Origin of the sequence: Peribacillus sp. FSL R5-0717, assembly GCF_038002945.1 — a bacterium.
Lineage (GTDB): Bacteria > Bacillota > Bacilli > Bacillales > DSM-1321 > Peribacillus > Peribacillus frigoritolerans.
Map to the genome: position 1 here is coordinate 1223883 of NZ_JBBOOF010000001.1, position 26711 is coordinate 1250593.

The following is a 26711-nucleotide window of genomic DNA, read 5'->3' on the forward strand; positions in this document are numbered from 1 at the left end:
TACCTTAAAAATAAAAAAGCATTCCTCTTTACAAAGGAATGCTCCATAACTGAACTATTTATTTATTACCTTCGGCTAAACCCTTATATCATCAGGATTTCCCTGATATCCTCTTCTGTAAGTGCAGAAGACGACTTGTCTCCAGGGTCGATGATTTCTTCAATAAGATGTCTCTTTTTCTCTTGGAGTTCATTCATTTTTTCTTCGATTGTCCCACGGGCAATAAGTTTGATGACTTGAACCTCATTTTTCTGCCCCATTCGATGGGCACGGTCCGCGGCTTGTTCTTCAACTGCCGGATTCCACCAAAGGTCATATAGTATAACTGTATCGGCACCCGTCAGATTGAGACCCGTACCGCCAGCTTTCAACGAAATGAGGAATATATCCCGTTCTCCTGCATTAAACCGATTGCAGATTTCCACACGTTCCTTTGATGGGGTTTGTCCATCCAGGTAGAAAAAGGGTTGTCCTTTCATGGCCAAGTCCCTGCCGATGATCGTAAGCATTTTTGTAAATTGCGAGAAAATCAGCACCCGTCTTCCAGAATGCTTCGAATCTTCGACAATTCGCATCAGCTGCTCATATTTTGCTGAACTGCCTTTATATCCGTCCACAAACAAGGCGGGGTGACAGCATATTTGCCGAAGCCGGGTCAAGCCAGCAAGGATCCTGATCCGATTTTTGCGAAGGGTATCCTTGTCCAGGTGTTTCAGCGTATCATGCCGCAGCTTGGCCAGATAAGCCCCGTACAGTTTCTTCTGATCGGGAAGCAGTTCCATCGATTCCAGCGACTCGATTTTTTCCGGTAATTCCCCTAGTACGTCCTCTTTCATTCTCCGTAGCAAAAATGGACGGATCCTGCGGGAAATCTGCTTCCTAGAGAGGTTGCTATACTCCTTTAACCCCATGAATAGTTCAGGGAATACGACGTGGAAAAGGGACCAGAGCTCTTCCAGTGAATTCTCGATGGGCGTACCAGTCAACGCGAAGCGATGTGCCGCTTTTATCTTCTTGGCCGCTCGTGCCGTTTGTGTCACCGGGTTCTTGAAGGCCTGTGCCTCATCGAAAAACACCGTATGGAAGTCCTCTTTTTCAAACGACTTGATGTCTTTCCGAAGCAATGGATAAGAAGTGATCACTACATCCACGTCCTTCATTTCTAAAAACAGCTTCGACCTTTCCGTCTTGTCTCCATCCACGACGACGGCTTGTATATCAGGAGCGAATTTAGTGAATTCATTCAGCCAATTGTAAGTCAATGATGATGGGCAGACAATAAGCACCGGAACCCTTTTCTTACGGATGTCAGGTAGCTCGGATAAAATGAACGTGATGCTTTGCAGTGTTTTTCCCAGACCCATATCATCAGCAAGAATCCCGCCAAAACCGTATTGTGCAAGGATTTTCATCCATTTGTAGCCGTTTTTTTGATACTCGCGCAAAATCGGGTCCAGACTCTTTGGCACCGTGAACTCCAAGGCGCCGGGATTCCTGATGTTATCCAAAAACTGCCGGAATGACTCTTCCATCGTGAATGTCTGGCTGTCATTAACGGAGTCTAGGAGCTGGAGCCCTTTTATGAGGGGCATGTTCAGTGTGCTTTCCAGGTCTTCATCCTGGACGGGCAGTGCATTCAGAAAACGATTGATTTCCTCGTATTCCCTTGTTTCAAGGGAAAGCAGCGATCCATTCCTTAAACGATAGTATTTCCTTTTTTCTTCAAGCGCGGCTAAGACCTCACGTATTTGTTTATCTGGGATATCATCCATTTCAAATTTGAATTCGAGCCAATTAGTACGCTCTTTTTTAATTTTCAACCTAATGCGCGGTGCAGCATTTCCACGGGAAATTCGGTTCCTTACAGCGGTAGTGGCATAGATTTGCACCAGCTTCTGGAGTTTAGGAACGATATGGTACAAGAACTCATACTCCAATTCTTCGTTATGCAAGAAATAGCCTCCGTCCGTCTTGGCAAACTGGCTATCCTCCATCAGCTTTATTATCTCCGCCTCTTTCTCAACATCCCTCATAACCTTGGATTCCTGTTTTTCCAAAGGGTTGATCACGATATTTTCATAATGGAATTCCAGCCCGGCAAGCAGCCTGTTTTTCACTCGGTCCAAGTATAGCTTTGCAACCAGCGGTGTCTTCAAAAACAATTCGGTGATGGATCTTGCTATATGGACTTCACCGAGTCTTTTCAAGCCTGGTACCACTTTGTCCAGGAATAATTCCAGCTGGTCATGATGGATTGGAATTTGATTCATCCCCGAATCCTCCATCATTTGCTTTAACTCTGAAAGGCGTTTGAAATCCTCATTTTCGAGCTGAACCAATTTCCCCTCAAATAGGACCAATGTGTATGCATCCATGACGATCATCTCGTGCAGCCTTTTAATATTCAGTTGATAACCTTTGTCCTCGCTTTCAGTAAAGTCAAACTGTAAAGGAAGCGGTCCGTTTGTTACACGAAAGCCATTGAATGTAATGCCGCCATAGGCAAGCTGCACCATTGGAGCCGCTTCAAGGATGGGGACAAGCCTTCGAAAAGAAGATGGAGGCAGAAGTAATAAGTGATGGTCCAATGTATATTCGGATTTATCCGTCAGGGCGTCCACATAGACTTTTTCATCCGATATCACTGTAATGAGCTCCTGAAGCACTAAATCATTTTCATTCTGAAAACAATGCAGCACCGGGTCATATATAAATGAAGGGGACACTTGGGCAGGCTTTCCTGCTTTAACTCGCTTCAGGAAATCCCGGACATTCGACACATTGAGAGAACCGATTTTCATTTCCAGTCCTAACATATATTGTTCCATTCCCATCCATACTGGTTTACACGTAAACTCCGCTTCAAGTATCATTCTATTTTCAAAATGGCGCTGATGACCGCTTTTGCGTACATTCTGATTATTGAAAAGGGTAAGCAAGCCTTCTGACAACTCCTTATGGGCTGTAGCATCAGGACCGGTTGCACGTATCCCTTCAGGAATCGTTCCATCTCGCTTATGGTCGTAAACCGACAGCAGGACGGCTGCAATATGCTGGCAATCCCTATGGAAGGAAGCTAGTGCAGGACAGCTGCATTTCGTCTGAAATCCGCCGACTGCATCCACTTCAATCGTGACATGGAAGTCTTCCTTGCCTCTAACCGATGCTTCACAACCATCATGATGATAGCTTTCAAATGTCACTTTATTGGCACGATGAAAAGCTTCCCCTCTTTTGAAGGAGACGGCCCCGCACATGTCTTTTATGATTTTTCGATTCAATTTGATATCCAAATTGCCGTCCTCCTCCCGGGGTTTTTTGGTTGAGTGATTTTACATTCCGCTGAAAAATAAGCTCATTTTATCATCATACTATGAAATGGGTTTACAAGGTTATAAAAAAGCAAAAAGACAAACTCCCCCATTCGGAGTTCATCTCTATTTCAGCAACGGGAATTGCAACATCATTGTTGCCCTTTGCCCTTGTTCTTTTTCTTTTTTTTTCGATAAAAGAAGCTGAATATAAGGAATGCAAGAAGAATGAAAAAAAGGATAAGTTCAGCGGGGTCCTTCACCAAAAATGGGTTAAAGGCATGCTTGATCGAATTATCCAGATCAAATCCCATTAGAATATCCATACCTAAAGATATGACCACTAAAGGGACAAGAAGCAAAAGCGTAATACCGAAGAATTTCATTTTTGATCAACTCCGCCTTTCAGGAACTTTTTTTGGTGCTTGTCTTCCCTTTTTTTCGATTCTTAAAAAAGGCAATGATCAAGAGAAGCAATGGAATGATCACCTGAAATGGCAGATGGATGTAATTTGGTACGGCATCCAGCCCTTCATGGATATGTTCCGTATAGCTGCTTGAAATAATAATCGAAATCAATAAAATGACAATGCCAACAGGGTATGCAAGTCTGGAGGGCTGTTTAACATTGAAAACATTCGCCGTACCCGTTACCGCTACATAAGTAAATACACATATCTTGATGAACCCGCCAATCATTAACAAAAACAAGAAGTACACATCGAGACGTTCAAGAAAGCCAGCGACCTCTATGGACTGAATGAGGGTAAGAAGAGGGTATTGCGAACGCGTCATAAGGTCCACACCAAGTACAGAAACATTCACAGCCATTATTACCGCGAGAAAAATACCGCTAGTAGCCAAGCTCCATATTCCAATTTTTTTCAATCGCTTATGTTCATTTAAATAAGGAAAAATCATTAAAAACGCTATGATTTCACCAAATGGAAAGAATACGGTTTTAGTGAAAGCCATTTTCACCATCTCTGTCCCGCTCATTTCAATAACGGGTTTTAAGTTGTTTAAATGGATCATGCCTGAAGCAATAATCAGAAGAAAGAAGGTCATTAAAAGTAAATTCTCCAAGACAAAGAATAGTTCCCCCGTCCTCGTCACTACTTCTATCCCCTTACGGACCGTATACACCACGACTAAAATGAATGCAGCGTTCGCGACAAATAACGGAATATGAGGATAGGCAAAAGTAAGCAGCGTATCTCCGAAATCCCTTAGCACCCTTGCAGAAAGATAGATGAAATAAAGGATATATAGAAAAGCTACGATCCTGCCCAGGAAATTCCCCAATATATTTCGTACAAATTCCGTTAACAGCTGATCAGGGTAGTATTGAAAAAGGCCATAATAAATGAAAAATAATATAAATCCGCCAATCATCGCAATAAGGATGACCAGCCAGGCAGCTTGCTTGGCTTCACCTGCAAGCGGAACCAAAAGTGCACTGCCCATTTCAAACAGGAAAATAAGGACGAACAGCTGGTACCCGCTGATATTTGCCTTCTCCATAAGGATGCCACTTCCTTTCCGTTATTGATCTTCCTTTTGTAAATTTGAAAGAAATGGCTTATTACGTAATCCGGTACGGCGAATGAAAGTTTCTACCTGCACATCAACTTCCAGTTTAGGAAAAGTATCGTCGTCCCAGTTTTTCTCTAGTTTCTTCCATTCTTTCGGATGGGATTCGTGCATGAGCTCCCCAAAGCCAAAAATATCGGATTTATTTTTTTGTGCCCGAACGATTGCGTCTTCCATCTCCTTCTTCAATTCTTTCGCTAACTTCCTTTCAATATCTATCAGAACATGCATATCGGTTAGATTCAAAGGAACATTCGCTTCCCGGATATCTCCCTCTGCACGGACCTTTATCGATATTTTCGGTTCGCCGTTTACTATTTTTGCCCCGATATTGGTTTTTTGGCGAATGACTGAATAGGTGACTGCGTTTTTTTTACCCTCCCAATCAAGGTATAAATGGACATTTTCGATTCTATCCAATACCCACATTGATCCTATTGCCTTATCACCATCCAGCCAGTCAATCAATTTGCCATCTTTAAAAACACCTATCCCTGCTGCATTAGGGTTCGCCTCAATATCCGAGGACATGGTATTCTCCATTTTATCCTCTTTACCCGTGTTTCCTCTCACGGTAAAACCGCTTATTACCGGTTCTTTTCCGGTACTAAGCAGATTCTTGATCACCTCTTGGAGATTGATGCTAATACTTTTCCCCTGGGTTTTTTCAGTGGTTTCAATCGTCCTAATGACTTTCTCGGCTGATACCTTATCGATTGCGGTTAACGTTTCGACAATATCCCTTGCTTTCACACCCCGGGCAATCACGATCCTCGTAGTTGCCCTGAATTCCGGTGAGCGCTCAAATGCATCGAAAATATCGTTAAGGCCCTCTTCTTTTGCTAGTTCCTCACCGATGACAACCAGGTTGGCATGGGCAAAATACATATCTCGGGAGATTTTCATTGAAGCGTTACCATCCAATTCAAGCACATTATCTCCCGTGGCCCGATAAATGGATATCGGTGGATTCGATCCTCCGCCGCCCTGAAGAGCTCCGGCAACATTACTTGGATTAATGATTTGGAAAGTTCCCACTAACTTCCCTTCTTTATTTCTGTCGAGTCCGACCGCCGAAACGATGGCCATTTCATTTAACTCTGTTTTATCCCAACAGCCTGTGGTGAATGTGGCGGCAATCAACATCATCAAGAGCAGAACTAATCTTTTACGATTCATTGCCTTCACCCTTTTTCCCGTCAGAAGTTTTCATTCCACGCGATTCAGGAGGCAGCGGTCTTTGGTTATTGCCTTCCCTGATCAGATTATTTTCATTGGTCAAATATTGCGGCCTTTCCTTGAATGCCCATATAGGTCTTCTGAAGAATGTGTCGCCCAGCCCTTTAGGATTCAGAGGGGCGAGCGGTGTCATATATGGAACTCCAAGTGAACGCAGGCTGCATAAATGGACAATAAGGATGATAAAGGCTAAAATCATCCCATAAAAACCTAACATGCCGGCACAAATGATGAATCCGAACCGCACAATGCGGGCTGAAATCGCTATGGCATAAGAAGGCGTTGCAAAACTGGCAATCGCCGTGATCGAGACGATGATGACCATTGCCGGCGATACGATACCAGCCTGGACGGCCGCCTGCCCGATGACCAATGCCCCGACAATGGACATCGTCGAACCAACGGCCTTTGGCATCCGAAGACTTGCTTCCCGTAATATTTCAAAGGTCATTTCCATAAGAAGCGCTTCAACGACGGCAGGCAAAGGAACCGTTTCCCTTTGGGCCGCTACAATGACCAGCAGCTTCGTTGGGATCATTTCCTGATGAAAAGTCGTGGCTGCAACATAGACAGCCGGCCCGACTATCGAGATGATGAAAACGATGATCCGTAAAAAACGTGTCGCTGAAGCAATGTCGAAGCGATTATAGTAGTCTTCGACAGATTGGAAAAATTGTACGAACAATGCCGGGGCGATCAAGACAAAAGGCGTTCCATTTACGAATATCGCCACTCTTCCTTCCAGCAGGTTTCCTGCGACCATATCCGGTCTTTCTGTATGGTTAAGGGTTGGGAATGGGGTCATGACCTGGTCTTCTATCAATTGTTCAATATATCCTGATTCAAGAATGCTATCGATGTTAATTCGATTTAAGCGCTTCTTGACCTCCTCGACAATTCCTTCCTTGACAATTCCATTTATATACATGATGGAAACGTCCGTTTTTGTCACCGTGCCTATTTTCATCGACTCTATCCATAAATCCGGGGTATTGATGATGCGGCGTATCATGGCGATGTTCGTTCCATTCGATTCCGTAAACCCTTCCCTAGATCCCCGGACAGTCAAATGTGTGCTTGGCTCCTGAATCGAGCGCTTCTCTCCTCCTCTTGTACTGGCAACCAGGGCGACGTTTACTTCATCAATAAAAATGATGGTGTCCCCTGATAATAATGTCAAAAATAGCTTTTCCCAGTCCGTGACCCTTTCTACGCCACCGAGGGAAACCACGTCCTCAGAGATAATTTCCATTGCTTCCAGTGGAAGTATGTTTTTTGATAGGTGGGGATTTTTCATGATTGATTCAATTATAAAATCGGTAACGCTAGGATTATCAATCAGACCCTGCACATACAAAATAGTTGTTTTTATCTCCGGGTTTAGTCCGATTTTCAACGTTCGGATAATGATGTCGGGACTTTTTCCCGTCTTTTGCTTCACGATTTCCAGATTGGCAGAAAGGGAACTTTCAATATAATCAGGCGTTTTGCTTTTGGATTGACTTTCATCTTCCTTTTTCTTTTCATTTTGCTTCACTTGTCTCTTTTGTTTGAAAAAAGAAGCCATAGCACCGAACCTCATTCCTTTTTCGTTTCACTCATTTTGTCCAAAGCACCCCCCCTTTATTCTAGGTTCAGTGTTCTTCCTTCAATAAGAAAAAGGCTGTTGCAATGACAGCCTTTGATGGTCATATTCGGTTAGGTAATGAATGCCGATGATAACGGCCCAATCAACTAAACTGAGATTATACTTTGCCTTTATTCCTTCTAAAAATCAAAACAACGAAAGCGATAAATAGCAGGGCCAGTATCGCATATACGATGTTTGAATAAATGTCCATGTACCCTACAATATCTTCCCACGAAGAGCCAACAGCTGCACCGATATTCACCAAGATGATGTTCCAAATTAATGTTCCGGATGTTGTGTAAAGCAGGAAGAGCCAAAAGCTCATATGGGACATCCCTGCTGGAATCGAGATCAAACTTCTGATCAGCGGAACCAGCCTGCAGAAAAACACGGTCCATGACCCGTATTTGTCAAACCATGAATTCGCCTTATGGACGTCAGATACCGTTAACCGAAGAATATGGCCCCATCTTTCCACGAACCTTTCAATGACCTTCACATCAAGAAGTAAACCAATTCCATAAAGGACGACTGCCCCTGCCACAGACCCTAGAGTCGAAGCGATCACGACACCGATAATCGTCATATCCGCTTTTGTCGTCATGTAACCGCCAAAAGTAAGAATGACCTCAGACGGGATCGGCGGGAAAATATTCTCCAATGCTATTAATAGAAAGATTCCCATATACCCAAAATCATTCATGAATTCCGTAATCCAGTTTTCCATTTAATACGCTCCTAACTTTCTTGAATCAACAGCTGGCTTGTTACCTGCTGGCTGCTTATCTTGCAATAACCGTGCTCCTTTATTAACGATCTTTGTTCTTCCGCCGGTCTTGATACCTTTGGAAAAACCATATGGAAATCGTAATCCAACAACCGCCCGCCAAATACCCGGCAATGATATCACTAGGATAATGGACCCCCAAGTATATTCGGCTAATACCTATCGAGAGGATCATCATCATGCTGAAAAGAATCAAGAGAATCCTTGCCCACCTAGCCGTAATGTGACGCCATAGCAGAAATGTAAGAATACCGTATAAAGAAAATGCATTCATGGCATGTCCACTAGGGAAACTGTATCCCCCTATATCGATGAGTCGATGTAAATCGGGTCGGGCGCGTTGAAAGAATAGCTTAACCATCAAATTGAGAAGAGGTGAACCCACGATGACTGCAGTGAATAAGACTAGTTCCAAACGATGCTTCAAAACCCTATATAAGAAAAACAAAATGACCAAGGAAAGGATGATCAGTGAAGCGGTTGAACCTATGTAAGTAAAGAACTTCATGATGTCCGTCAGCAGAGGGGACTCCATTCCCTGCACCAAGGAAATCACATCTTCATCAAATTTCAGGTATTCATTTGCACTTATGGTAAATGCCATGAAACTGAACCCGATTAAAGAAAGTACACTTATTATAAAGGCAATGGTTAATTGCTGCTTTATTTTCATGATAACATCCTTTCACTTATTAAAACTGTTTTATCTGGAAATTTCTATTTTATCATATCTTCTTCATTGCATGGTGGGTGTAATTGCTTCATCGCCCGCCAACCCAATTCGGGGAACATGCCTGGACACAAAATTTTCTACTTTATCATACTACTCTATTCGTCATTGTCACCTCAACTTCAGGTTACTATAAGATTTCCTGCCGAACGTTTCAAGGAGCGGCAGGAACATATTTAACGCATACCATTCAACATGCAAAAAGAAAAAAACCTTATGCAGGTTAGGCACAAGGTTTTTCGTTTTTTACATGGGGCTTGCCTTAAGCGGTAGTGAGGTCAAAGTTTGCCCTGTCGCTGAATCGGTAAGATTCTCTTCTAACTGGAACGATGTCACCGCTTCAATATGCTTGAATTTCTTCAGGAATGCAGTAAGCGCAATCTTCGCTTCCAGCCTGGCAAGCGGCGCTCCGAGACAGAAATGAGGGCCATTACCGAATGTGAGATGTTTCTTATTATTAGGGCGGTGGATATTAAGTGTGAAGGGGTCTTCAAACATCTCTTCGTCCATATTAGCTGCACTCATCCAAACGACCACATTATCCCCTTCTTTCAATTCCACTCCCAATAGATCGTTATCTTCCTTTACAGTGCGATCCAATTTAATAAGATTGAATCGGAAACGGAGCATTTCTTCGACCGCCTGCGGAACTAAATCCAGGTGTTCATGTAACTCTTGATAAACTTCTTTGTCATCATATAGCAGCGAATAAAAGCTATTGGCCAATAAATGACTGGTTGTCTCGACTCCTGCACCTAAAATCAGCATGGTAGTCCGGACGACCTCATCATCCGTAAACATTTCCCCATCCACTTCTGACTTCAATAAATCTGAGATGATGTCATCCGCCGGGTTCAATCGTTTTTGCACAACAATCGGATACAAATACTGATAGTATTCTTTTGCTGCCACTTGCTTCAATTTATCTACTTCTTCTTGTTTTTCTCTATCAAAAGGAAGAAATAAGGTATCCACCCATTTCTTAAACAATAAACGATCTTTCGAGCGAACTCCCATCAAATCGGCCATGACAATGATCGGAAGCGGACTCGCCAATGATGCCACAATATCGATTTCCGTTTCCTCATCCATTTGTCCAATCAATTCATCTGCAATTTCCTGAATGCGTGGTTCCCAGTTTTGAAGACTTCTAGGTGTGAATGCTGCTGCCAGCAGTGAACGGCGTTTTCTATGATCAGGTGGATCCGCTTCAGTGATTTTGATTTTATCAGGCACAGAACCTTCCTCACTATCCGTTCCAACCGATATGGTGGTCCGTTTCCGTACACTTGAAAAATGTTTATAATCACTGAGAACCCGCTTCACATCTTCATATTTAAAAACATTCCACGTATCCGTTCCTTCGTGATAACTCACAGGGTCATTTTCTAACATCCTTTTACACCAAGCGTACGGGCTAAATTCCTCCGTCCTTGTTTTAAACCTAGTAATTTCTTTTACTGCAATAACTTCTTTCATGATACCGACTCCTCCCACTTCTCAAAAGTTACATAACAAAAGGACGAATGTTAAGCATTCTCCAACTCCGTCGATTTGTTATAGGGTCGAGCATTCCTGATAGACTTTTTCACCAAATCCTTAAATACACATCTATTCCATTATAGGGTAAAAGACCGCAACAAACCATGCATCTTCCATACCAGCGGCCTTACATGAAATTTGCCCCACAATCCCGACACCCCTATGTAAAACTGCTTATTTTTTACAATTCCCTTTCTTTTTCTATTTTTTTATGTCTCTCAATCGATGCTAAAATCCAATCCTCTTTTTTCAAATTTGGAGACAGCGCTTTCCACTAAGTTATTTCAGTATAGATTATTTTATAATTGCCGGAGTTTGTGGATCACGTTTCTTGGAACGCTTTCAATTAATAAAAACTACAGACAACATAGGGTTCGAAATGGTTTCCTGCCGAATGCCCATCAAGCTATCACAGGTGATAACCATGATTTAAAATAAGGCTAGACTTTTTCACACTTTTATATAGGATTAAATTATTTCTGAAATCAAGCTGTTTAAATAAAAAAACTGCAGGCAAACTCGTTTTTCTTCGAGTTAACCTGCAGCTTGAACGCCTGCACGATGCCGCCGTCAATTTTTTCCCCTTTTAATCAGTTCATGCAAATCATCCATTTTCTTTTCCATGATATCCAGTCTGGTTTTACGGTGCTTGATGGAACGGAAAAGGGATACGGTCCCAACGATGATCAGGATTAGAAATAAAAGGCAAAACAATTGGTATACCAGATCCGCAATATTATACCCACTCACATATAATCCCCCTAAATGGCATTCTCAATATTCTATTATACACCAGGCAAAATGAACAATTTAACCTTTTTAAGGAGAATCGGGAATAAAAAACCGGTTGCCATTTGCTACCGATTGCAGTTTGTAGACAAAAGGGGTTCGGAAAGCGTGACTTTGATCAAATGATGTTCCCAAACCAACACCTTCAACTCATCAGGTATGGTTTCTAACTAATTTTTATAACAAAGCTGATTGGAGGGGAAGGTGCGAGACTCCTGCGGGAAAAGCGCGTCTACGGAGACCCCGCAAGAGGCTCGCGGACCGCCCACGGAAAGCGCGAGCGGAAATCAACGTCAAAATTGCACATGCCATAAAAAGACTGTAGACAAACTCGATTAAAATCGAGTTTGTCTACAGTCTGAAACGATAGCCTTTTGCTATCGGTTAATCTTTTATCCCTCTATTTCTTGATCATCGTCAATATCTTCTTGAGGCACAATCAGTTCTTCATAGAATGCAGCCGTTGTCGTTCCTGCATAAGGAATCAACCATAGTAAACCAATTCCCAGCGTGAACATGCAAAGGATGCCCCACCCGATGAAGCTCAGGTGCATAAGGAAATACTTCCATTTCAAGCCCTTCATTCTTTTTTTGCTCTCTGTAATGGCTTCAAGCACCGTGTATTCAGGATGATCCTTCAATAAGAAAAACTGCTGCGAATAAGCGATGGCCTTGATGATACCCGGAATGATTAATAATAATGACCATAAAAAAATGAAAATTGCCTGTAAGATGGAAGCCCCAATAAGCTTGAAAGAGGTTTTACCATCTTTATAGATAGCGAACACTTCTGGAATGCCAGGATTCCCTTCCCTAACTAAATTCAGGTAGAACCAAGTGGTTGAAATGGTAAGCGGGATTAAGGCAATGGAAAAGACCATGCTGAAGATATCGGACCATAACGGTGTGTCATCCTGCATGAGCCATTCTGAAAAACCACCGCTTCCGATCACTTCGACAATTAAAGGAAAAATGAGGTTGATCAAGAATAACAGCAACATAAGCGAAACAGTTACTCCCCATTTACCTCCCAACGACTGAAGGGCTTTCCTCTTTAATTCTGAGATTCTCATTCTCTGATTAACTCCCCTCTTTTAAACAGCGGAATTCTGAATGTAAATATGGATAGATTCAGAAAAACCACTATTTATTTGATGTATAAATCTCAATTTGTATTTTAACATACTAGCTTCCAGTCGTGGGCTTAAATTCCTAGAAAGCGCACACGGATATAGTTAACTGGTTTCGAGCAACCATGATCCACTCCTTTCTTGCCTTGGTACTGGCTTGTAAAAGTTTATGAAAGGGAATAAGACAATATGCCCTTCCAAATCAAAAATACCTTCGCGGAACCATCCCCTGTTAAGATGTATGGTCAGCGAAGGCGCGTGTATTTATCTTGGTTAAAGGTCCTTATGTTAATCTAGTTCTTTTTCCTTTTCCCAGGTAGACCGGGCCACTCATTTAATCTATCTCAAAATCTTTTGAACAGCATGGTTGAACTCCCCACCACTTATCGACCTTACGATCTGAAATTGAAGTGTGGGATGAATCTTCGTAAGTGGGATTGTCCTTCTTGTTCTTCTCACCACGATCGAGCCCTCATCGTTTTTTCTTTTCAAACTATTTCCTGGCTTTGTCATCGCCTAATAAATGATCACAACAAAAAAAAAAGAGCATCCCAAAGCAGAAATCGCTTCCGCCTTTGGAACACCCTCTTTCCTATAATCAATCAGAGCCAGTTATAACAAAATCGTCTTGGAGCAAAGCTAAAGGAAGCTTTCTATTAATAGGATCCCCTGCCGAAACATTAATTTCAGTAATGTGACCACTGGCACCTATTGAAACATCAATCAATTTCCCATCTTCCGTCTTCACTAAAAAGAGCCTTTCCCATTCATAAACATAGGAATCCTTTTGAACGTAAACTTGCTCGACGGTCCCATCATGAGCACACTCGATGGTATGAATCGGTTTTAACACGGAATCACTCCTCCACTCCCCATTATTAGACTATAGCTTATACCCAGCCGCGGAATATCGAGGCTTCTGCCATTTTTCTGACACCCACCATATACGCTGCCAGCCTCATATCCACTTTTCTCGTCTCGGCCATTTCATATATTTGATTAAATGAGTTGACCAATAACGCCTTTAATTTGGTTTGGACCTCTTCATCTTCCCAATAATAACCTTGATTATTTTGAACCCATTCGAAGTAAGAAACTGTCACACCGCCTGAACTTGCCAATACATCAGGTACGAGAAGCACATTGCGTTCCGTCAAGATCTTGGTTGCCTCCAATGTGGTAGGTCCATTCGCGGCCTCTACGACAATTTGGGCTTTGATAAGATGTGCATTTTCTTTGGTGATTTGATTGGAAATGGCAGCAGGCACTAAAATATCACAATCTTGTTCCAGAAGCTCCTGGTTGGTGATTGTATGATCGAATAGTGTCGTTACCGTTCCAAAGCTATCCCTTTTATCAAGTAAGTAATCGATATCCAGACCCTCAGGTTTATAGATGGCACCATATGCGTCCGATATGCCAATCACTTTCGCACCTGCATCATGCATGAATTTGGCCAAAAAGCTTCCTGCGTTCCCAAACCCTTGGACGATGATGCGAGCACCTTTCAATTCTATGCCCTTACGCTTAGCCGCTTCCTCGATACAGATGGTGACACCTTGTGCAGTCGCCTTTTCCCTGCCGTGTGAACCGCCCAGTACCAGTGGCTTACCTGTAATGAAACCAGGAGAATCGTGTTCTCTTATTCTACTGTACTCGTCCATCATCCATGCCATGATTTGTGAATTCGTATAAACATCCGGGGCCGGGATATCTTTAGTCGGCCCCACTATTTGGCTGATTGCCCGAACGTATCCACGGCTAAGCCTTTCCAATTCACCGATTGACATTTGGCGCGGATCACAGATGATGCCGCCTTTTCCTCCGCCATATGGCAGATTCACGATTCCGCATTTCAAACTCATCCACATTGAAAGTGCCTTGACTTCTTCCTCATCGACTTCAGGGTGAAAACGGATTCCGCCTTTCGTCGGACCGACAGCATCGTTGTGCTGGGCACGGTATCCAGTGAAAATCTTCGTCGAATTGTCATCCATCTTAATTGGAATCCGGACGGTAAGCATCCGTAAAGGTTCCTTCAAAAGCTCGAACACTTCTTCAGAATAGCCAAGCTTATCCAGCGCCTCCTTGATTACGACCTGTGTTGAATCAAGCAAGCTGGCAGTTTCTTTTTCTTCTTTGATTGTTGTACTCAATGGAATTCACCTCATAGGTATATTAGGATAAAACTTTTTTAATGCGTTCGATTGCCCAATCCAAGTCTTCTTTAGTAATCACTAATGGCGGAGCAAAACGGATAACTGTATCATGCGTTTCTTTACATAGCAGTTTTTCTTCTTTAAGCTGCTCACAATATGGTCTTGCTGCTTCTGTTAGTTCGACTCCGATGAATAAGCCTCGGCCGCGGATGTCTTTAATCATTGGATTCTTGATTTCTTTTAAACTATCCATGAAGTATTGTCCAAGCTCCAATGAACGTTCCGCAAGCTTCTCTTCTTCAAGGACTTCCAATGAAGCGATGGAAACCGCACATGCCAATGGATTGCCGCCGAATGTAGAACCATGGGAACCAGGATTGAATACGCCAAGGATTTCACGGTTCGCAGCTACGCAAGAGATTGGGAAAACCCCGCCGCCCAGCGCTTTACCTAAAATGTACATATCGGGAACTACTCCATCCCAGTCAGAGGCGAACATTTTTCCTGAACGTCCAAGTCCTGACTGAATTTCATCAGAAACGAATAGGACATTATTTTCTTTACATAAGTCGTAAGCTTCTTTTAAGAATCCTTGTGGCGGAATGATGATTCCCGCTTCACCTTGAATCGGTTCGATTAAAAATCCAGCCGTTTGCGGTGTAATCGCTTCTTTCAATGCATCAAGATCGCCGTAAGGGATAAGCTTGATCCCTGGCAGCATCGGTCCAAAGCCCCTTCTATATTCATCATCGGATGACAGGGACACGGCTGCCATCGTACGGCCATGGAAGTTCCCGATACAAGCAATGATTTCAGCTTGGTTTTCTGCAATTCCCTTAACATCATAGCCCCAGCGTCTAACAGCTTTGATGGCTGTTTCAACGGCTTCAGCACCTGTATTCATAGGCAGTGCCATGTCTTTTTGCGTAATGCGTGAAACCATTTCATACCATGGTCCTAATTTATCACTATGGAATGCACGGGATGTCAATGTTACGCGATCAGCTTGTTTTTTTAATTCGTCGATGATTTTCGGATGCCTGTGGCCTTGGTTCACTGCTGAATAGGCACTAAGCATATCCATATATTTATTGCCTTCAGGATCTTCCACCCAAACTCCTTCTGCCTTCGAAATGACGATTGGAAGTGGATTATAATTGTTTGCACCATATTGTTCTGTTTGCTCGATTAATTTTTCCGTTAAAGTTGTCATGTTGATTCCCCCTAAAATTTATAGCGTTTCAGATGTTGTTTTACCTTGAAGATGAAGAACTAAATAATCAGGACCGCCCGCTTTTGAATCTGTACCTGACATATTGAATCCGCCAAATGGCTGGTATCCTACAATGGCACCAGTACAGCCGCGATTGAAGTACAAGTTACCTACGTGGAAATCCTCACGCGCTTGTTCGATATGTTCAATGTTGTTAGAGATGACTGCACCCGTTAATCCATAATCCGTGTTATTGGCAATCTCGATTGCATGATTGAAATCTTTTGCCTTACAGAATGCAACAACCGGTCCGAAAATCTCTTCTTTCATGACACGTGCGTTCTCATCCACATCGGCAATGATAGTTGGCTGGATGAAGAAACCTTTTGAATTGTCTCCTTCTCCCCCTGTAACAATTTTCCCTTCTTCTTTACCGATTTCAACGTAGCTCATGACTTTATCGAAAGCTGCTTGATCGATGACCGGACCCATGAAGTTGTTTAGATCTGTTGGTTCCCCGATCGTTTTTTCTTTCGTTAATTCAATGGCACGATTCAAGACTTGGTCATATACATCTTCCACTATGACAGCACGTGAACAAGCAGAACATTTTTGACCGGAGAATCCGAATGCAGAAGCGACGATTGATTGTGCCGCCAATTCCAGATCAGCCTCTTTATCAACAACGATCGTATCTTTACCGCCCATTTCAGCGATGACACGTTTTAACCAGATCTGGCCTTCATGTACTTTCGCCGCACGCTCATAAATACGGATACCGACATCACGAGATCCGGTAAAGCTGATGAAACGTGTACGAGGATGATCTACCAAATAATCGCCCACTTCGGCACCGCTTCCTGGAATGAAGTTCACAACTCCTGCAGGCATGCCCGCTTCTTCCAGCACTTCGATGAATTTAGCTGCAATGACCGGTGTTGTACTGGCCGGTTTCAATAAGACCGTATTACCTGAAACAAGAGCAGCCGTCGTCATGCCTGCCATGATCGCAAACGGGAAGTTCCAAGGTGAGATGATGACACCCACACCAAGCGGAATATAATTGAAAGCATTGTGTTCAATCGGACGGCTTTCCACTGGCATGCCGTCTTTAAGCTTCAGCATTTGACGTGCATAGTATTCCATGAAGTCGATCGCTTCCGCTGTATCTGCATCCGCCTCATTCCAAGGCTTCCCTGCTTCTTTAACCAATAGAGCCGAGAAATAGTGTTTTCTTCTGCGAACGATCGCTGCAGCCCTGAATAAAATGTTTGCACGCACTTCCGCTTTCGTTTTTCTCCAAGTTTGGAATGTCTTATCTGCCGCTTGCATCGCTTGCTCTGCAAGATCTTTATTCGCTTTGGATACGGTTCCGATAACTTCTTCTTTATTTGCTGGGTTTACAGAGGTAATGACTTCATCAGTAAACACTCTTTCACCATTAATGATCAGCGGATATTTCTTCCCTAGATCATTAGCTACATCATTCAATGCCGCTTGAAAAGCTTTATTGTTTTCTTCGATTTTAAAATTAGTAAATGGTTCGTGTTTATATGTTTGGACCATTATGTCTCATCTCCCTAAGTTTATGTTTTTACTTCTCCCTTATTAAACAAGCAAGTTCCGTGCCAACTTTTCATTTTTTCGAAAAAATAATGTTTTTTCTTGAAAAATGCAATGAAATTCAGCACTTTAAGGGCAAAATTGGCATAGTATGCCATTATTTTTTGCTCTAACCCCTATTTTTGTCGCTTAAACCTTACACTTTTTATTAATGCAAATTTCATGCCAACTAGAAAAACCATAAAAAACAGCATTTTCGCACTTTTTCCGCAAAATATTTTTGCACTCCGATGCAAAATAATCTTGCTGTGCAAATTTTATTTGCGCCTTTGCTTCAATTCCTCTACAATAGCTCTAAGAAAAGAAGAAAAACGGGAGGCATTCATGAATTTAGATCAAATCATTAAAATAGATGGTTTCCAATCCATCCTCTATTCGCTTGTGGATGTAATCGATACAGGGATACATATAATCGATATAAAGGGGCGGACGATTGTATATAACAAGAAAATGGCAGAAATCGAAGGAATGGATTCAGAAGAAGTTTTAGGGAAGAAGATTCATGAAATCTTTAAATTCAAGGAAGAAACGGAGAGTACATTAATAAGGGCACTTCATTCTGGGAAGACAACCGAGAACTCGAAGCAGACCTACTTCAATAATCTTGGTCAGGAAATTACAACAATCAATAATACGTTTCCAATTTTGGATCAAAAGCAAAATATCATCGGGGCCATTGAAGTGGCAAAGGATATAACGAATCTGGAAAGAATCATTAAAGATAATATATTGAATAAGGGCGATACCAAATATACCTTTGACAGCATCATCGGAACGAGTGAAAATTTCCTGGAAGTCATAGAAAAGTGCAAGCGCTCGACCAGGACGGCATCCTCCATCCTCATCGTTGGGGAAACGGGCACCGGAAAAGAGCTCTTCGCCCAAAGCATCCATAATGGCAGCAGCCGTTCGACTCAACCCTTCATCAGCCAAAACTGTGCTGCCCTGCCAGACAGTCTAATTGAAGGAATACTCTTCGGCACAAAGAAAGGCGCCTTCACCGGATCGATCGAACGGCCTGGATTATTCGAACAGGCACAGGGCGGTACCATCCTGCTAGATGAAATCAACTCATTAAATCCGAACATGCAAGCGAAATTATTACGGGCCCTTCAAGAAAGGACGATTCGCCGCGTTGGGGATACTAAGGATAAACAAATTGACGTTAGAGTCATTGCAACGATAAATGAAGATCCGATAGATGCCATTTCAAATGACCATTTACGAAAGGATTTATACTACCGATTAAGTGTCGTTTCGTTATTCATCCCGCCTCTTCGTGAACGGAAAGAGGATATTCCTTTGCTGGCGCAATCCTTCATCGAGAAATTCAATGCGCTGTTCGAATTGAATATAGAAGGGATCAGCGAAGAAGTCTACTCGCTTTTTTATGATTACGACTGGCCCGGGAACGTAAGGGAACTTGAACATATCATTGAGGGGGCCATGAATTTAATGGAGCCTGGCGATACAAAGATTGCCATCACCCACCTTCCGGCTCTATTTAGGAAGAAAGCCCATTTGGAAGACATTCATCCCGGAAGAAAAGAGACTCATGCAAATGGAGATTTACAGGATTCGACCTTATCTCTTGATGATTATATAGCCAATACTGAAAAGCAATACTTGGAGAAGATATTGAAGGAACATGGCATGAATATCTCCCAAGCAGCCAAGGCCCTGAATATTAGCCGCCAAAGCCTTCAATACCGTTTGAAAAAGTATCAGGTCAAATAACACCATCCCTGCACAAAGGAGGCCCCCATTGATATGGAGGCCTTTCTTTGCCTGCTATTCTTTTCACTTTGCAATCAGAATGCTTCAGCCGCTTTTGCAACGTTTTCCAAACCATCCGCGATGATTTTTTGTGACCGATCCGGATACTGATTATGGCCTTCAATGACCACGGTCTCCGGATTCTTAATACCCCATAGACTAATGATATTTTTCACTAAACTCACGGCCATTTCAGCGGAAGCCATTCCTTCTAATGCATAATCAGAACCACGGGCATTCAATAGCATGACTTTTTTATCTCCAGCATACCCGACAGGACCTTCCGCCGTATAATTGAACATTATTCCTGCTTGTGCCAAATAAGAAAGATAGGTGATTAACGGTGCAGGAACCGTTGAGTTCCATAGAGGGAAAGCGAATACCACTTTATCCATGGTCATGAATTGATTTAAATATTGGTCAACCAGTTTTGCGGCATTTTCCTCTTCAGCTGTCAGTTCAAGACCTTGGTTGCGTTTATATAGTCCGGTAATCGCCGTATTTCCATAGTAAGGAAGCTCTTCTTTAAATAAATCCAGCTCGGTCACTTCATCTGTACGGTGTGTCTCTTTATATGTTTGTAAGAATGTGTCATACATTTTCGAGCTGATTGCCTGATCTGCTGGACGATCGTTCACTTTCACGAATAACACTTTTGTCCTTTTCCCATTCTCTTCTGCCGCGGCTTCTTTATTTCCAAATAATCTGCTTAAGAATCCCATTATCCTCTCACCATTGCTTTCTGATTATAATATTTAGACGATTAAATGAATCTCATTGCCTGATGGATCTGTTACAGCGAAAAACCCTTCTTTTTTCGTGACGACAGCCCCGATTCCTTCCAGTTGCTCCGTTACTTTGTTTCTCGCTTCTTCATCTGCATAAACGAGTGTATACCAGTTTAGCCCCACACTATTTTCCTTAGGGGCAGGCGCACCAACGCCATTCCATGTGTTCAATCCGATGTGATGATGATATCCGCCGGTTGAAGTAAAGAGCGCTCCTCCATATCGATTCACGACGGTAAACCCAAGACCTTGCATGTAAAACTCCTCCGTTTTACGTAAATCCGCTACATGCAGATGTATATGCCCCATTAAGGTACCAGCAGGCAGTTTGCTCCACTCACCATCGCTTTCTTTCAGAAGGTCATTCCCATCCAGCGGATCCGTGCCCATTTCGACCTCCCCGCCTGCCCATCTCCAATCAGCTGATGGCCGGTCAGAGTATACTTCGATGCCATTTCCATCCGGATCGGTAATGTACAGCGCTTCACTCACTTCATGATCCGCAGCTCCAAATGGATATTTCGTTTGAAGTAAATGGCGTAAAAAAATCGATAAGTCGGCACGGGTTGGCAGTAAAAGGGCAAAGTGATATAAGCCCGTCGTCCGCCCTTCTTTCGGAATCACATCCGCAGGCTGCTCAAGTGTCAGCAACGGGGTTTTTCCGTCTGTCGTCAAAACAGCTTGCCGTTCGGTTTTCTTCAATACTTGAAGACCGATGATTTCTTGATAAAACAGAATGGCCTTATTCAAATCCAAAACATTTATACTGACTTCGCCAACAAATGTAATTGGTTTTTGATGAAAATTTTTATCCATATTGTCACTTCCCTTTTTTATTGAAAATCACATGATCCAAAGAAAGAACCGTGCGGTTTGCACACGCTAGATAGACAGACATGGCAAGCAGTGCCAAGTCCAGTTCGTAACCCGCCGCTTGCCCGTTTCCAAGAAAACCGGCAGGTAATTTAGCCGTGAAAATCGCCCCCGCCATAATGACCGCAAATAGGACGGATACGATTCGTGTTCCCAAACCCAGTATAACCGCAAGTCCTCCAATCAATTCGATTCCTGCAACGATGTATGCCATGAAGCCAGGAATGCCAAGGCTATCGAAAAATCCCGCCGTATTTCCTATGCCCCCTTGAAACTTTGAAACGCCGTGAATGAAAAAAGTAAGACCTAAAATCACCCTTAAAAAAACTTGACCTGCATCATTTTTATTCATGTATGAATTCTCCTTTTTGTTGGTTACTTTATGTAAGTAATTATATTTTAATAAGCTTATAATGTCAAGTAAGTTTATTGGAATTTCGTTCTTCCCTAAATAAAAACGAATTGCCGAAGCAACTCGTTCCATGGTGCCACAATTTAAATGTGTAATAAATGGTTGAATTGATGATGAAAGAATCCGCAATCGTTCTCCCGACTTCCTAACATGCCACCTTACTTCCTCCTTAAGCATTAAACTTAATCGAAATCATTACGATTTAAAACTCAAATAAACACAACTTCATTATTCAAACATCGAAATCAGTTCTTTTGTGTATGAATGGCGATCGCTGCAAAAAAGCTGTTCTTTTTCAAAAGAATCCACAATAACACCCCCTTTCATCACCATGATCCGTTGGCTCATCTCCTGTACAGCCGATAGATCATGAGAAATAAAAAGGTAGGAAGTGTCCAAAGTCTCCCGCAGCCCGCCTAACAATTTCAGCACTGCCGCTTGGGACAGCACGTCCAGGCTTGAAGCCGGTTCATCCAATATAATGAGGGCCGGTTCGATGCTGATTGCACGTGCAATGGTCACCCGCTGCTTTTGTCCGCCGCTTAGCTCATGCGGGTAACGTTCAGCAAAACTCCTTGGAAGCTCCACCGTTTCCAGGAGCTGTCCGATAAAGTTCGCTTCACTTGTATACGTAAAATATTTCAAATTGACCTGGCTGCCAAATTGAAGATATGGATCCATTAGTGAATCCTTTATCCTTAGTTTTGGATTCAGAGCCGATGCAGGATTTTGCAAAACGGCCTGGATGTTCTTGCGATACGGTTTTAAACTGCGTTCGCTTTTGTTTTGCAGCTCGGTTCCTTCAAATAGGATGCTGCCCTGGTCAAAAGATTCAATCTGAAGGATGAGTCTTGCCAGTGTGCTTTTTCCGCAGCCGCTCTCCCCCACTAACCCGAGGCATTCCTTCCTTTCCATGCTGAAATTCACGTTCCTTAGTATTTCCACTCCGTTATCATAGCTTTTATGGACATTTCGCACGTCTAATAAACTCATCCTGACACTCCTTCAAGCTTAAATGGAATTCTCCTCAATGATGGCGATGATTGAATCAGTTCATTCGTATAAGCATGCTGCGGATGATTCAATACCTGATTTTTATCACCGGTCTCTATTATGGCCCCGTCTTTCATGACCGCAATGCGGTCCGCATACTTCCTGACATGACGTAAATCATGGGTAATGAACAAGATTGCACATCCGGTTTCTTTTTGGAGCTTTGATAACAGCTGCAAGACCTTAAAGGAAGATACACTATCCAAGGCTGTGGTCGGTTCATCCGCTATCAAGATATCAGGTTCAAGCAGCAGGGCCATAGAAATGGATACGCGTTGAAGCTGACCGCCGCTTAATTGAAAAGGGTATCTGCCGTAGATATCGTCATTCAGGCCCACCGATATGAGCGCATTGACCGCTTGCTGCCTCCTTGCCTTTTTGGAAAGGTTCAAATGTGTTCGCTGATATTCGTCGAAATGCTGACCGATGGTAAGGAACGGTGTGAATGAACCCTGGTAATCTTGAAAAATATAGGCCAGGCGCTTTCCGCGAACCTTCCTGATTTCTGAGGAAGATAGGGTTAATAAATTCTTTTCCCCGTACCATATTTCCCCCTTCGCTTGAAGATTGGGTGCAAGCAGCTGACATATTGCCATGGCCGTCATGCTTTTGCCGCTACCGCTTTGTCCGACAAGTGCGAACCACTCACCCTCCTGCACATCTAATGAAAGATCCTTGACGATATGATTTTGCTTTCCCATGATATGCAGCTGCCTCACGGATAAAATGCTCATGATCCCACCTCCTTTTTCACATCAAATGCATCGCGCAAATAATCACCGAACATGTTGGTTAGAAGGACGACAAATACGATGGCGAGCCCTGGGTAAATCATCAGCAGCATATTGGATTGAAAGTATGGACGGGCATCATTCAGCATGGCTCCCCACTCCGGTGCCGGCGGCTGCGCACCGAGCCCGATATATGATAAGGAAGATATGAGCAGTATGATTTTTCCTAAATCGAGGCTAGAAAGGACAAGCACGTTCCCGATAAGGTGCGGAAAAAGATGCTTCCTCATGATCCCAAATGAACTTAATCCATTGATTTTAGCAACTGTGACATAATCCTTCTGACGTTCGGTGATCACCGTACTTCGCACAAGCCGGGCATAATTCACCCATTTCACAAGAACGATCGCCAACAGGAGATTTTCGATTCCCGGTCCTAATAAACCACTAAGAACAATGGCAACGATCGTATCTGGGAATGCGAGAAACGCGTCGGCAATGCGCATGAAGACCCGATCGATCAGACCTCCTTTAAAACCGGCAATCATCCCGAACGGGACGCCGATGATAACTGCGGCAAACAAAGATAAGAGGCCGTATCCAACCGTCAGCTGTGCACCAAGCAGAAGGCGCGTCAATACATCACGCCCTAGATGATCCGTCCCTAACGGATGTTCCATGCTCGCCGGCCATAGCCTTTCTTCCAGATTGACCAGTGCCGGATCATGTTTCACAATAAGAAAGGTGTAAGCCGCAACGGCAAGGATTGTCGCCATCACCGTAAATAGGACGGTCATTCTCCAGCGCCTTTTGGATTTCCCTTTGATAACTAACTCCATTTTCCATGCTTCCTTTCCTTCAGTCTTAGCTCCGGATTTAAATAGCGATAAGATAAATCCACGGCACTATTAACCATGAATACAATGATGGCCATGACCAGCAGGTACCCTTGGATGACTGGATAATCCCGCGACCGAATCGAGTCCACGACCATCTTACCTATGCCCGGATAGGCAAAAATAACTTCAATCACGACTACACCGCCGATCAGGCTGCCAAGGCTGACGCCGAATACGGTAATGACCGGGGGCAAGCTATAACGAAATGCATGGGCAAAGAATATCCGCATCTCTGAAATCCCCCTAGATCGGGCAGCCCTGATGAAATCATGACTGAGGGAATCTATCAAGCTCGAACGCAGCAAACGGACGTACACACTTGTGATGGCCAGCCCCAGCGTGACCGACGGCAGAATCAAAGAACGAAACCCGTCCCTGCCCATCGTTGGAAGGGCTCCCCATCGTACCGCAAATAAATCTATCAAAAGCAGCCCCAGCCAAAAGCTAGGAATGGCTGCCCCCAATAAAGAAACAGCCCGGCTGAATTGATCGATCCAGCTCCCCCTGTACAAGGCAGCAAGCGAACCTAACGGAATCGCTATACCAAGCATGACAAGCAATGCACCAGCCGCCAGCTCAAGTGTTGCAGGCAGCCCGCTCATGATCATTTCCATCACAGGCTGATTCGTCAGATAGGAATGCCCGAAATCCAATCGGATAAAGTCCGAAAACCAATTACCATACTGCACGAACAGCGGATCATTGAACCCTAATTCTTCACGAAGCTCAATGACTTGCTCGTTTGTGACCGATACATCATCCACTTGAAGTATCGAGAGAACCGGGTCGCCAGGAGCAAGCCGAACAAAAAGGAAAGAAATGAATGTAATCACAAGAACAAAAATCGCTACCTCAATGAACCGGCGGACTAAGATGCGAAACATTCACTTCACATCCAATTCATTCGTCAGCATGTAGTATTCGCTTCTCGAAGTGATCCAGTTTCTAACTTTATCGGCATCATAAGCAACAAGTGTATTCGGATGTAAAATGAATGAATTATACACCTGTTCATCCACATACATCGCAATCTCCTCAGCTAAATCCGAGCGCTCCTCCTGCCCGACCGTCACGTTCAGCTCATCAATCAGGGACGTCAGGCGATCATCATCAGCCCCACTGAAGTTCAAGGCACCCTTTGGATGATAAGTAGCATTTAAATAATAACCGGCATCCCCTCTCGGAGCCGTTAAATTGCTGTAGGTCGTTAAATCCCAATCGCGATTGGAAGCCATATACTCTTCAGGGATTTCTATTTGCTTGATATTCACATCAATCCCCAACTGACCGGCATCCGATTGAAAAACTTGGGCAATTAACGGCAGGTCGGCACGTGAACTGTATGTAAGCAGTGTAAACGTTAACGGTTTACCGTCTTTTTGCATGACACCATCCACTTTCTTATATCCCGCCTGATCAAGAAACGCCTTAGCGGTTTCCATTCCATTCGCTTTTTTCGGATAATCCGGGGCAAAAGAGAAAGTGGATGGGAATGGCCCCGTCGCCACTTCAGCATGACCATGTAAAATCGTTTCCGCAATGGATGGACGATCGATCAAGGCATCAACCGCCTTCCGGACGTGTATGTCCTGCAATGCTTTACGTTCCAAATTCATCGTCATTTGATGTACGCGGAAAGTCGATGTCGATTCAACCTTCACACCATCTTTCGCCTCTAAATTTTCCAGGCTTTCCACTTCCGGACGGAAAACAATATCAGCGTCTCCCGATTCAAGGGCAAGAGACCGTGCATTGGCATCTTCATTAAACGAAAACCTGGCTCTCTCAAGCTTTGCGGCTCCATCCCAGTAAGACTCATATCGGATTAAATCAACAGCCGTACCTGGTATGAATTTCGAAACGGCAAATGGCCCGGTTCCTATCGGCTTGTTTATATAGTCACTTTCCTTCACATCAATAATCGATGTATTTGGATGAACCAATTCAGAAGGAAACTCAGGAAAAGGAACCTCCGTCTTAATGGTCAGCGCATTCCCGTCCGCTTCAATCGACTCAATCCGCAAAGCATTCTTGATCGCCGGACTATCTTTCATCGCCCTCTCCAAGGAAGCCTTCACCGCTTTGCCATCCATCGGCTTTCCATTCTGGAACGTCACACCCTCCCTTAACTCAAAATTCCATAATTGACCATCCTTGCTATCCCAGCTCTTCGCCAGCCAAGGTTCGATGGTCAAATCCTTATCATTGAGATGCACCAATGTCTCAGTGATGCCAGCCCTAAGCGACACATAACTAGTATCAACATTCGGATCAAGCGAGCTAGTCGCAAAATTAAAAAGCAAGTTCACTTCCTTCTTCCCTCCCGCTTGATCCTTCGCAGACTCGGTGGAACAAGCAGCCAAAAGAAAGACTGATAAACATACAATAAAAATCAATTTACATTTTCTGAACACGATATATTTCCTCCCATTA

General features: G+C 43.4%; 23 protein-coding genes. 1 reads left to right on the forward strand and 22 read right to left on the reverse strand.

The genetic code is table 11. The annotated features are described in order from the left end of the window. Positions 1-83: 83 nt before the first annotated feature. The 14 genes from NYE65_RS05965 to pruA form a co-directional block, all read right to left on the reverse strand. Positions 84-3293, reverse strand: coding sequence for a DEAD/DEAH box helicase (locus NYE65_RS05965; RefSeq protein ID WP_340860028.1), 3210 nt, complete (start codon positions 3291-3293; stop codon positions 84-86). A gap of 170 nt (positions 3294-3463) precedes the next feature. Next, positions 3464-3697, reverse strand: a complete 234-nt coding sequence (locus NYE65_RS05970; RefSeq protein ID WP_328176388.1) for a hypothetical protein — start codon at positions 3695-3697, stop codon at positions 3464-3466. 19 nt (positions 3698-3716) lie between these two features. Continuing rightward, positions 3717-4835: a GerAB/ArcD/ProY family transporter gene (locus NYE65_RS05975; protein WP_328176389.1), complete on the reverse strand. Its 1119-nt coding sequence runs from the start codon at positions 4833-4835 to the stop codon at positions 3717-3719. A gap of 21 nt (positions 4836-4856) precedes the next feature. Continuing rightward, positions 4857-6083: a Ger(x)C family spore germination protein gene (locus NYE65_RS05980; RefSeq protein WP_328176390.1), complete on the reverse strand. Its 1227-nt coding sequence runs from the start codon at positions 6081-6083 to the stop codon at positions 4857-4859. After that, the gene (locus NYE65_RS05985) at positions 6073-7710 is read right to left on the reverse strand and encodes a spore germination protein (RefSeq protein WP_328176391.1); all 1638 of its coding nucleotides are present in this window, start codon (positions 7708-7710) and stop codon (positions 6073-6075) included. Before NYE65_RS05985 ends, NYE65_RS05980 begins: the two co-directional genes overlap by 11 nt. Positions 7711-7888: 178 nt before the next feature. After that, complete coding sequence (locus tag NYE65_RS05990) at positions 7889-8500, reverse strand: DedA family protein (RefSeq protein ID WP_328176392.1); 612 nt, start codon at positions 8498-8500, stop codon at positions 7889-7891. Between the two features lie 82 nt (positions 8501-8582). After that, positions 8583-9233, reverse strand: coding sequence for a phosphatase PAP2 family protein (locus NYE65_RS05995; protein WP_340860029.1), 651 nt, complete (start codon positions 9231-9233; stop codon positions 8583-8585). A gap of 303 nt (positions 9234-9536) precedes the next feature. Continuing rightward, on the reverse strand, positions 9537-10772 hold the full coding sequence (locus NYE65_RS06000) for a cytochrome P450 (protein ID WP_340862093.1): 1236 nt from the start codon (positions 10770-10772) through the stop codon (positions 9537-9539). A 630-nt stretch (positions 10773-11402) separates the two neighbouring features. Further along, positions 11403-11582: a hypothetical protein gene (locus tag NYE65_RS06005; RefSeq protein ID WP_034309467.1), complete on the reverse strand. Its 180-nt coding sequence runs from the start codon at positions 11580-11582 to the stop codon at positions 11403-11405. A 431-nt stretch (positions 11583-12013) separates the two neighbouring features. Continuing rightward, positions 12014-12694 carry a DUF975 family protein gene (locus tag NYE65_RS06010; protein ID WP_340860030.1) on the reverse strand — a complete coding sequence of 227 codons (681 nt, stop codon included), beginning with the start codon at positions 12692-12694 and terminating at the stop codon, positions 12014-12016. 655 nt (positions 12695-13349) lie between these two features. Further along, positions 13350-13604: a hypothetical protein gene (locus tag NYE65_RS06015; RefSeq protein ID WP_098866167.1), complete on the reverse strand. Its 255-nt coding sequence runs from the start codon at positions 13602-13604 to the stop codon at positions 13350-13352. Between the two features lie 37 nt (positions 13605-13641). Next, the gene (locus tag NYE65_RS06020; protein WP_445670400.1) at positions 13642-14907 is read right to left on the reverse strand and encodes a Glu/Leu/Phe/Val family dehydrogenase; all 1266 of its coding nucleotides are present in this window, start codon (positions 14905-14907) and stop codon (positions 13642-13644) included. A gap of 22 nt (positions 14908-14929) precedes the next feature. Further along, positions 14930-16123 carry an ornithine--oxo-acid transaminase gene (locus tag NYE65_RS06025; RefSeq protein WP_034309472.1) on the reverse strand — a complete coding sequence of 398 codons (1194 nt, stop codon included), beginning with the start codon at positions 16121-16123 and terminating at the stop codon, positions 14930-14932. An 18-nt stretch (positions 16124-16141) separates the two neighbouring features. Continuing rightward, entirely contained in the window at positions 16142-17689 is a 1548-nt protein-coding gene (gene pruA / locus NYE65_RS06030; RefSeq protein ID WP_249597328.1) for an L-glutamate gamma-semialdehyde dehydrogenase, read from the reverse strand. Between the two features lie 381 nt (positions 17690-18070). On the opposite strand from pruA, the gene NYE65_RS06035 reads away from it, so the two are divergent. Continuing rightward, entirely contained in the window at positions 18071-19483 is a 1413-nt protein-coding gene (locus tag NYE65_RS06035; RefSeq protein WP_057276823.1) for a sigma-54 interaction domain-containing protein, read from the forward strand. A gap of 74 nt (positions 19484-19557) precedes the next feature. On the opposite strand, the gene NYE65_RS06040 is transcribed toward NYE65_RS06035, so the two are convergent. The 8 genes from NYE65_RS06040 to nikA all read right to left on the reverse strand — a co-directional run bounded on the left by NYE65_RS06040 (position 19558) and on the right by nikA (position 26692). Next, positions 19558-20244, reverse strand: a complete 687-nt coding sequence (locus NYE65_RS06040; protein WP_340860031.1) for an FMN-dependent NADH-azoreductase — start codon at positions 20242-20244, stop codon at positions 19558-19560. Positions 20245-20277: 33 nt separating this feature from the next. Next, positions 20278-21126 carry a VOC family protein gene (locus NYE65_RS06045; protein ID WP_340860032.1) on the reverse strand — a complete coding sequence of 283 codons (849 nt, stop codon included), beginning with the start codon at positions 21124-21126 and terminating at the stop codon, positions 20278-20280. A gap of 4 nt (positions 21127-21130) precedes the next feature. Beyond that, a complete protein-coding gene (locus NYE65_RS06050; protein ID WP_260358432.1) occupies positions 21131-21535 on the reverse strand; it encodes a DoxX family protein in 405 nt (134 codons plus the stop codon). A gap of 288 nt (positions 21536-21823) precedes the next feature. Next, positions 21824-22588, reverse strand: a complete 765-nt coding sequence (locus tag NYE65_RS06055; RefSeq protein WP_251541902.1) for an ABC transporter ATP-binding protein — start codon at positions 22586-22588, stop codon at positions 21824-21826. Continuing rightward, positions 22585-23382, reverse strand: a complete 798-nt coding sequence (locus NYE65_RS06060; protein WP_289350711.1) for an ABC transporter ATP-binding protein — start codon at positions 23380-23382, stop codon at positions 22585-22587. Before NYE65_RS06060 ends, NYE65_RS06055 begins: the two co-directional genes overlap by 4 nt. Then, positions 23379-24218 (reverse strand): nickel transporter permease, encoded by an 840-nt coding sequence (gene nikC, locus NYE65_RS06065; RefSeq protein ID WP_445670401.1) that lies wholly within the window; start codon positions 24216-24218, stop codon positions 23379-23381. Before nikC ends, NYE65_RS06060 begins: the two co-directional genes overlap by 4 nt. Beyond that, positions 24209-25162 (reverse strand): nickel ABC transporter permease, encoded by a 954-nt coding sequence (gene nikB / locus NYE65_RS06070; protein WP_340860033.1) that lies wholly within the window; start codon positions 25160-25162, stop codon positions 24209-24211. The genes nikC and nikB overlap by 10 nt, the downstream gene beginning before the upstream one ends. After that, positions 25163-26692, reverse strand: a complete 1530-nt coding sequence (gene nikA, locus NYE65_RS06075) for a nickel ABC transporter substrate-binding protein (RefSeq protein WP_340860034.1) — start codon at positions 26690-26692, stop codon at positions 25163-25165. Positions 26693-26711 lie beyond the last annotated feature (19 nt).